This window comes from Protofrankia sp. Cas8, from assembly GCF_963555845.1.
In the GTDB taxonomy this organism is placed as follows: domain Bacteria; phylum Actinomycetota; class Actinomycetes; order Frankiales; family Frankiaceae; genus Protofrankia.
Window position 1 is genome coordinate 1 of the sequence record NZ_CAUVXI010000129.1, and the last position, 8,386, is coordinate 8,386.

9 protein-coding genes and 1 pseudogene are annotated in these 8,386 nt (G+C 68.7%); 3 read left to right on the top strand and 7 right to left on the bottom strand.

All coding sequences use genetic code 11. The features are described 5' to 3' along the window. A pseudogene (locus tag U9977_RS17560) lies at positions 1-347 on the bottom strand (hypothetical protein); the annotation flags it as partial. A gap of 116 nt (positions 348-463) precedes the next feature. Next, positions 464-742, bottom strand: a complete 279-nt coding sequence (locus tag U9977_RS17565; RefSeq protein ID WP_322750360.1) for a hypothetical protein — start codon at positions 740-742, stop codon at positions 464-466. 345 nt (positions 743-1,087) lie between these two features. Between U9977_RS17565 and U9977_RS17570 the strand changes: the two genes are divergently transcribed. Beyond that, on the top strand, positions 1,088-1,744 hold the full coding sequence (locus tag U9977_RS17570; protein ID WP_322750361.1) for a TetR/AcrR family transcriptional regulator: 657 nt from the start codon (positions 1,088-1,090) through the stop codon (positions 1,742-1,744). 24 nt (positions 1,745-1,768) lie between these two features. Here U9977_RS17570 and U9977_RS17575 read toward each other — a convergent pair whose 3' ends face one another. From U9977_RS17575 to U9977_RS17595, 5 genes are all read right to left on the bottom strand, one after another. Further along, positions 1,769-1,984: a hypothetical protein gene (locus U9977_RS17575; RefSeq protein WP_322750362.1), complete on the bottom strand. Its 216-nt coding sequence runs from the start codon at positions 1,982-1,984 to the stop codon at positions 1,769-1,771. Positions 1,985-1,991: 7 nt separating this feature from the next. Next, the gene (locus U9977_RS17580; RefSeq protein ID WP_322750363.1) at positions 1,992-3,350 is read right to left on the bottom strand and encodes an aromatic ring-hydroxylating dioxygenase subunit alpha; all 1,359 of its coding nucleotides are present in this window, start codon (positions 3,348-3,350) and stop codon (positions 1,992-1,994) included. After that, positions 3,347-3,526: a hypothetical protein gene (locus U9977_RS17585; protein ID WP_322750364.1), complete on the bottom strand. Its 180-nt coding sequence runs from the start codon at positions 3,524-3,526 to the stop codon at positions 3,347-3,349. The genes U9977_RS17580 and U9977_RS17585 overlap by 4 nt, the downstream gene beginning before the upstream one ends. Positions 3,527-3,819: 293 nt before the next feature. Next, on the bottom strand, positions 3,820-5,316 hold the full coding sequence (locus tag U9977_RS17590) for an AMP-binding protein (protein ID WP_322750365.1): 1,497 nt from the start codon (positions 5,314-5,316) through the stop codon (positions 3,820-3,822). Positions 5,317-5,320: 4 nt separating this feature from the next. Next, positions 5,321-6,298, bottom strand: a complete 978-nt coding sequence (locus tag U9977_RS17595) for a TIGR03621 family F420-dependent LLM class oxidoreductase (protein WP_322750366.1) — start codon at positions 6,296-6,298, stop codon at positions 5,321-5,323. Between the two features lie 254 nt (positions 6,299-6,552). Here U9977_RS17595 and U9977_RS17600 point away from each other — a divergent pair, with 254 nt between their 5' ends. After that, positions 6,553-7,653, top strand: coding sequence for a phosphotransferase (locus U9977_RS17600; RefSeq protein WP_322750367.1), 1,101 nt, complete (start codon positions 6,553-6,555; stop codon positions 7,651-7,653). Positions 7,654-7,800: 147 nt separating this feature from the next. Beyond that, positions 7,801-8,244 carry an antibiotic biosynthesis monooxygenase family protein gene (locus tag U9977_RS17605; protein ID WP_322750368.1) on the top strand — a complete coding sequence of 148 codons (444 nt, stop codon included), beginning with the start codon at positions 7,801-7,803 and terminating at the stop codon, positions 8,242-8,244. Positions 8,245-8,386 lie beyond the last annotated feature (142 nt).

Below are 8,386 nucleotides of genomic sequence, written 5' to 3' on the forward strand. Positions count from 1 at the left end.
GCGGCTGTCGCGGCGGCAAACGCCTTGGACAACTGCGTGCACTGCGCGACGTCGCACTGCAGGAACACGAAGGTCTTGCCCTTGGCCGGAGCCTGCTTGAGCGGCGTGGAGATCGGGATGGTGGTGGGTGCCTGCTTGTACTTGGCCACGACCGCGGACAGCGCAGCTAAGTCGGTTGCGCCGCTCGGCGTGCTGGTGCCGGAGCTGGCGGTCGTGCCGCTGCCCGTTGAAGCCGACTCGGTACCGCCGCAGGCCGCCAGGAACGTGGCGGCGGCGAGGACCAAGGTGCCAGCGGTAATCGCCCGTGGCCACGTGGATTTTTTCAGCATGACGATGGAGGCTCCCATCTAAGGTAACAGCACGGCGCCAGCCGGCTGGCCAGGATATGATTGATCAGTCAGTTGCTAGTGCGCTGACTGCTGTCGAGAATGAAGATGAGGTGCCGGTGCGTCGAGGTCGCCGGTCAGTCGCGGATGGTCTCGCCAGCTACCGGGAAAAGGAACGCCGTGGCATTCCAGGTGACGCCGGCAGCAAACAGCGCGGCCGCGCTGTCCTCGCCGCCCACAACCTCGCCCGCGATGACCGCGACCGCCGGCCCGCCGTCGAACTCGTTGAACGAGCCCCTGGCCATGCCGTCGTCGCGGCCGTCGATCGCGAGCTGGCCGCCCTCACGCGGCAAGGCGCTAGCGATGTCTCGCATCGCGCCGGTCTCCCAGGCGACCCTGCACCCGAGCACTGCCATGTGCGCCTCCGTCGTCGGCAATCAGGCGTCAGTGTGACGCAGGCTACACAAGTAATCAACCAGTCAATTTAAACTCGTGATCGAAGCGCCCCGTCCGGCTCGGCTCGGAAGCTTGTCCTTGACTGGCGGCCGATGCTGGTAACATACTGACTGGTTACACTGCGAGAGGCTGAAGGCGCCAGCTGCCTGGCCAGGGGCTGTCCCGCCGCCAACGTGCCGCTTGTCAGCCGGACGAGGCGGCTCCGGGTCGCGCTGTTCGTCGTCCCGGCTGGGCGTGGTCGAAGTCCGGCAGAATCGTACTGTCGTCAGCGGGGCTCGGCGACCGACAGGAAGAGGGCTTGAAGGTTGCCAAGGTCCAAGGCGCCGAGACTGGGACGGCCGCCGGCATCCAACGCAGCTGAGACCCGCCAGCGGATCATCACGACGGCCGCGGAGATGTTCGCCATAAACGGCTACGGGAGGACGACCAACAAGGACGTGGCCGTGCGGGCGGGCATCACCACGGGTGCGCTCTACTACTACTTCGACTCCAAACTGGCCATGTACCTGACCGTGTACTGGGAGCTGGCGGCGCTGGTCAACGAGCGCCTCAACAGCGCGATGCACCAGGAGAGCACCTTCGCCGGCAAGTTCCGGGCCGTTATGGAGGCCGTGTACCAGATGAATCGCGAGGATCCTTCTATTGCGCGGTTCCTCGGTACGGTGCGCGTCGACCGCATGCGCCATGAGGAACTGCGGTCGGCCATCCCGCACAGCCCAGGAGAGGGCGCCAACCTCGTAGCGCCGATGGTCGACGCCGGAATCGAGTTCGGCGAGATCGACCCGGAACGCCGCGAGGTCATCGAGGCGGTGATGCGCACCATCTTCGTGGGCCTGACCGACGTCTCCGCGCAGATGGCGGATCCGCAGTACCACCGGCGGGCCATCGACGGGCTCGAGGCCCTCTTCGCCGGGGACCTCGTGCGCCATCCGCGCCAGGCGGCGCCTCGCCGGGCCGGGTGAGCGCGCCACCTCGGCCCGGCGGCGTCAGGACGCAGGCGGGGATTCCACCCGATTACTGGTGTACCGGGGTCCGCCGATCCAGACGCACAGCTGAGGGTCCGCATCGCGGAGTTCTCCGCCGACCCAGCGGCCGTCGACGCTGAAGTGGCCGACCCGGCCGTCCTTGGTGGTTACCCGCACCAGGCCGCCGTCGGGCTCATAGAGAGCGCCCGTGAACGGGTGGTGGATGCCTTCGCTCACCTGCTCCTCACTCCCCGATCCACTCGGTCAAGGTGCGGTGCAACCAGCGGACCTTGGACTCCTGATATTCACTCAGCAGCACGCCAGACCGAAGTGTGGTCTCCAGCCCGAGCTGGACGTTGGCCATGTTGAACGTGTCCTGGTCGAACACCTTACCGAGCGATGAGAGCCTCGGCTCGGCGCTCCATGGCTCGTCCGCGGCGAGCCAGCGCACGGGCGACGGAGGCGGACGCTGTCCGCGAAAGGGTGACAGCAGCAGCACCTCCATGATGCAGCTGCGGTGGTCGTCGCCGTTGGGCCGGAAGCGGTAGACGATGCGGTTGAAAGCCCCCCAGGGATGGAAGTTGGGGAACACCGTGTAGTCAATGCTGTCCATCATCTCGGCGTCCGACATGCGGTCGACCTGGTCACCGGCGAGCGGGCGCCACCGCGTCCGGGCCAGCTCGGCGGCGACCGCCCGCATGCGCTCACCTGGCCGCAGCGTGATCGGGCTGGTCTCCCCGTCGCGGACGTCGAGCATCGAGCGCAGCATCTCCTCCTCGCTCGGGACCCAGGTGAGATGCGGGCTGGTAACACCGCCGGGGGTGATGGCCCGGGCGAAGTTGTCCCAGACGTCGACCTGTGTGAGCAGGTCGCCCTGCCAGGGGAGGATCTGCGGATGGGTGCCCGCGACGTGGTAGGCCTCGCAGAAGGCTTCCTGGGCGACCTTCCAGTTGGCCTGGATGACCTTGGCCACGTGCACCTCGACGTAGGCCGAGCCCAGGTCCCAGTCAGCGAAGTGGGCGATGATCCCGCCGAGGAACTCCGCCAGCGGTCCAGCGCCGGGGTCGGGGTTGAGGAACACGAATCCCGCCCAGCTATCCACCCGGACCTGCGGGAGGGTGAGGTCACGGTCCGGCAGCTGGGGGAAGTCCCAGCCGGCCGGCACGTCGGCGAGGTTCCCGTCGAGTCGCCAGGCGAAGCCGTGGAAGGGGCAGCGCACAAGGCCGTCGCAGTGGCCGTCGTAATCCCTCAGTCGCCTACCACGGTGCAGGCACGCGTTGACGTAGCCCCGGATGGTGCCGTCCGCCTGACGGACCAGCAGGTACGAGCGGCCGGCAATGTCGTACACGACGACGTCGCCGGGCTCGGGGAGGTGCTCCTCCCGACAGGCGAACTGCCACACCCTGGACCACAGCCGCTCTTTCTCACGTTCGTGATAGGCCCGCGAGGTGTAGCGCCGGACGGGGATGTCCTCGGTGCCGAGGCAGGGGTTGTGCTGCAGGCGGAGGACGGCGGGCACCTCATGGGTGTCCTCGTCGAGGAGGCGCTGGTACGGGCCCGACAGCGCCGCCACCTTCTGCTCGGCTTCCGCAAGCTCCGTCACGACAGGTCCTCGATCAAGGCGGTGGGAGTCCCGAGCGCGCTGCGGGCTGCCGCATCCGCGCCGGCGTGGAAGATACGGAAACAGGACAGAACCCACTGGATGAGCACGACTCGTGGGACGCGATCGTCTCGGTCCTGCGGATGCAGCAGCTCGACGGTGCCAGCAATCAGGATCACAGCTCCCCTCTATGCACTTCTGTGCGCTCCCCAATACTAATTGATCGAGCGATTGTTTACTAGGAGGCCGCTGAATAACGGCGTTCGATCCGCGAGCGGGCCGTCCGCGCCCGGCTGGCGAGGCGGAGGAGGCCCGGATAGTGGTGTCCTATCCGGGCCGACGACAACGCAGCCAGGCGGGATGCGGGGGGACGCGAGCCGGACAGACGTTGTTCAGCGGCCTCCAAGGAAAGGCTGCGCCTCGGCGGTCGCGGCTCGGGCGGCGCGCTGACCGCGACATGTTTGCGGGCTGCCTACGGTGCCGTTTCTGCGGCACCGTAGGCAGCCCGCAGGTCACGTTTGTTGAGTTTGCCCATCGCGGTGCGCGGCAGGTCGGGCACGAACCTCACCGCACGTGGGCACTTGTAATGAGTCAGCCGGTCCCGGCACCAGGCGACGAGGTCCTCGCCCGCGAACGCGGGATCCCTGGGCACCACGAGCGCCAGCAGCGCCTCGCCAAGATCGGGAGCGGGCACGCCGATGACCGCCACGTCCTGCACGCCCGGGTGCGCCGCCAGCACTGCTTCGGCCTCAGCCGGGTAGACGTTGACCCCGCCAGACACCACAAGGTCAGACGCCCGGTCGGTCAGGTAGAGGTACCCGTCCGCGTCGAGAAGACCGATCTCGCCCATGACGAAGTACCCGTCGCCGACGAAGCTGGCCGCCGTCTTGTCCGGGTCATGCAGGTACCGCGGACCGCCGTCGCGCCCGTTGCGCACGCACACCAGGCCCTCGGCGCCAATCGGAAACTCCTGGCCGTAGCCGTCTCGGATACTGACCTCGAACGGCGGCACCGCCCGGCCGACCGAACCTGGATGCGCGAGCCAGTCCGTCGAATCGATCGTCGTGACGGTACCGATCTCGGTAGAGCCGTAGGCTTCCACGACAACCGGGCCCATCCACTCGATCATCGCGCGCTTGACATCGGCCGGACATGGCGCTCCGGTGTGCGCGATCTGGCGCATGCTGCTGACATCGTGTCGGGTGCGCAGGTCGGCGGGCAGCGCCAGTAGCCGGGAGAAATGCGTCGGCACCATGGTCGAACTCGCGATCCGGTACCGGTCGATGGCCCCCAGCGCCGCGGCCGCGTCAAACCGCGGCAGCACAACCATCGGCGTGCCCCCCGCCAGGCAGCGCAGCCCGTGCAGCGGCCCGGTGTGGTGCAATGGCCCCGCGACCAGGTGCGGCCCGAGCTGAGCGAGCGCGCTGGCGGCGATGTTCGCCACGTGCTCGGCAACGGTCGCACCGCCGGCAAACATCGCAAGAGCCTGTTCAGCCGCTTTGGGCACTCCGGAGGTACCGGAGGTGTACATGAGCGCCCGCCGTGGCGGCAGGTCGGCAGGCGGCTCGTGCCGCGGGGCGGCGGCGGCGAACTCAGCAAGCGAGTCGACTACTACCGCTGCGGGGGCACCGGCCTGCCTGGCCACGGCCGCGGACTCCGGGCTGGCGAGGATCAGCCTGGCCGCGCTGTCGCGCAGGACGTGACCAGCCTCAGCCGGGCGGAGCTGCCAGTTCACCGGCACCGCCGACGCGCCGGCGTAGATCACGGCCAGGTGTGCGATCGCCGTCTGCGCGCTGTTCTGCGCAAGGATCGCGACCCGCCGGTCCGGGCCGAGGTCCGCGCCGAGCAGCGCGTGGACTACGCGGTTCAGCCAGTCGTTGAGTTCGGCCCAGGTCAGATTCTCAGTGCCATCCGTTAGCGCCCAGCCGGCCGGATCCGCGCCAGCGCGGTCGGCTATCCCTGCGACCATGCCGTCAGGTCCCGGCGAGGCGGGCGACGACCGGCGCGAAGTCTTCGAGTACCCGTGCGCCGACGGTGACATAGCTGATGCCGTAGCGTTCCCGCCGGGCCACGAGCCGCTCGCATATCTCGTCCACCGACCCCGCGAGGACGTGCGGGTGGTCGGCTAGGGTCTCGGGGGGCAGACCGAGCGCGCCCGACAGGTGCGCCTGCGCCTTCGGGGGGTCGACCCCGACCATGGTGAAATACGCGGCGATCTCAAGTTCCAGCCGCTCGAACCGGTCACCGGCGCCCTCCCGGACCCAGCCGATCTTGCGATCGGTGGCGTCCGCCGTCGAGCTTCCGACGCCGTCCGAGCCGATGCGGCCTGAGCGGTTGTCGAAGTTCAGGCTGACGATGTCGGCCCGCCTTCCCGCCAGCCGCAGGATGCGCTCGCCACCCCCGCCGACCATGAAGGGCGGGCGCGGTGTCTGCACCGGGGCCGGCACGCCCTGGTAGCCACTCACCTGCACGTGCGTACCCGCCACGGCGATCTGCTCGCCGCCGAAGTGGGCCTCGAGCAGGTCTATGACCTCCTCAAGGCGCTGCAGGCGGACGCCGGGCCGGTCCCAGCGGATGCCCATGGCCCGGTACTCCGCCTCGATCCAGCCCGCGCCGAGCCCGATCTCCAAGCGCCCGCCGGACAGGAAGTCGAGGGTGGCCAGCTCCTTGGCCAGCACCGCAGGCAGGTGATAGTCGATGCAGAGCACCCGGCAGCCGATCCGGATGGTTTCGGTCTCCGCGGCGGCAACGGCCATGGCGGGGATGGCAGCGAGATCCTGGACCGGGTGGCGGGTCTCCGCCTCCAGAGGGCCCGGCCCGAAGTAGTGATCGGCGAGGTGGAAAGTGGAATAGCCGAGCTGCTCGGCCTCGCGGGCGAGGGCGCGCCACTGCTCAGCGGACGTCGCCTGGTACGCCTGCAGGCCGAACCTGAACGGTTTTGCTCGACTCACATGGCCCCCGCATCGGTCCCTGAGTGTGCCGGCATCCTCCCACCGCCAGTGGGTCTGGTCAATTACTAATCGATTGACTAATATGTTTCTCGGGCCGCGGGCAGCCCGTTGCGCCCGCAGAGGCGAACTGGCTGCCGGCCGGGCCTGAGTGCAGAACACTTCGGTGCCGGGCTACGCCGACAAGCGCGTGCTCGCCACCAGGAGCCCAACGCCGCGGATCCAGCCACGGCAGACGACCCGATGGAGGGCCGGACATGACTGAGATAGCCATCCCGACGTGCATCGCCGACATCACCCCGGCGTGGCTCACGGCCGCGCTCGGCACCACGCCAGCTCATGTGGTCGACGTCCACACGGAGCGGATCGGCGTCGGCGTCGGGATCATGGCGGACGAGTGGCGGGTTACCCTCACGTACGACCAGCCCTTAGCGGACCAGTTAGCGTCGGTAGTGGTGAAGCTGGCCGCCTCGGCCGGGGAGAACCGGGCCATCGCGCACGAACGCAACCTCTACGAATCCGAGGTGCGCTTCTACCGGGAACTGGCGGCCCAGACCAGGACGCGAGTGCCCCGATGCTTCCACGCCCGCAAGGCCCGCGACGGCGCCGACTTCGTCATCGTCATGGAGGATCTGAGCGCCCTGGGGATGGTCGATCAGCTCGACGGCCTGAGCCTGGTGCAGGCGGAGCAGGCCGTGACTGCCCTTGCTGACCTCCACGCCTCCTGGTGGGGGAAGGTGTCGACGCCGGAACTCGACTGGATCCCGGGCATCGTGCACCCGCGGATGAAGATGATGGCAGACCTGTGGCCGCAGCTGTGGCCCGTGTTCGTGCAGCGCTTCGGGACGGACCTGCCCGACGGCGGCGAGGCACTCGGCGAGGAGGTTCGCGACCGCTACTGGCCGTTCATGCAGCAACTGGCGGATGAGCCCTGGACCATCCTGCACATCGACTACCGCTGCGAGAACCTGATGTTCCAACCAGACGGAACCGGCCTCGTTGTGCTCGACTGGCAGTCGATCGGCCGCGGGCCAGGAGCATACGACCTGGCCTATCTGCTCGGCGGCAGCCTCACGGCCGAGGTGCGCGCCGCCCACGAAGAGACCCTGGTTGAGCACTATCATCGCGAGCTGGTCAAAGGCGGGGTCCAGGACTACCCACTCGACCGGCTGTGGGCGGCATACCGGCTTGCCCACCGCGTCGCCGGCACGGCGACGGCTGTGCTCGTCGGCGCGGGAACTGACCTCGGCAACGAGCGTGGCGTCAAGCTCGTGCGCACGATGACTAACCGGCACTTCTCTGCTGCCGTCGACGCCGCCCGCGTGGCCTCATCCCGGGACGCCCTGGCGTCCAGCTGACCGGCGGGCGGGTACGAGCGCCCGACAACAGGGGTGTGGATCAAGGAACGGGGCTGGGGTGCGTGGATCGCGAGGTGCGTGCCCCAGCCCCGCGACGTGGCCGATGCGCGGCGCCGAGCCGCAGGCAGTTCGGAAGGGGACAGTCGGATGGCAACGCTGTTGGTCCACATCCGGGTACGTCCAGGGGCCGAGGAGCGCTTCGAACAGATCGCAAGCGAGCTTCACGCCGCGACCCACAGCCGCGAGCATGACGTCCGCCGCTACGAGTACTGGCGGGGCGAGGAGCCGGGGACGTACTACACGCTCGAATCTTTCGACAGGTTCGCAGGATTCCTCGCCCACGAGACCAGTCCGCACCATGAGGAAGCCAGGCCGGCTCTGCGCGACGTGCTGGAAGCGGTCCGGCTCGAGTGGGTAGACCCGATCGGCGGGGCATCACCGCTGACGCCCACCGACATGCCGCCCCCACAGCCGGACGCCACCGAACTCGAACGTGCGCTCTCAGAGCGCCTGGCAGCGCGGGTCCAGGACTGGTGGCTCCCGCTGCGAACGTCAGACGTCGCCAGCCGGGGCGGCGGTCCGGCACAGTGAGCCAGTGCGAAAGGCGAGGCGAGGCGAGGCGAGGCGATGACGGCATCGATTGAAGGACGCAAGGCCATCGTGACCGGGGCCGCCCAAGGACTCGGACTGGCCTACGCCCTGGCCCTGGCCCGGGCAGGCGCCCACGTTGCCG

Coding starts and splice junctions, on each gene's coding strand:
- U9977_RS17605 (WP_322750368.1), top strand. CDS start 7,801: ATGGCAACGCTGTTGGTCCACATCCGGGTACGTCCAGGGGCCGAGGAG.
- U9977_RS17600 (WP_322750367.1), top strand. CDS start 6,553: ATGACTGAGATAGCCATCCCGACGTGCATCGCCGACATCACCCCGGCG.
- U9977_RS17590 (WP_322750365.1), bottom strand. CDS start 5,316: ATGGTCGCAGGGATAGCCGACCGCGCTGGCGCGGATCCGGCCGGCTGG.
- U9977_RS17565 (WP_322750360.1), bottom strand. CDS start 742: ATGGCAGTGCTCGGGTGCAGGGTCGCCTGGGAGACCGGCGCGATGCGA.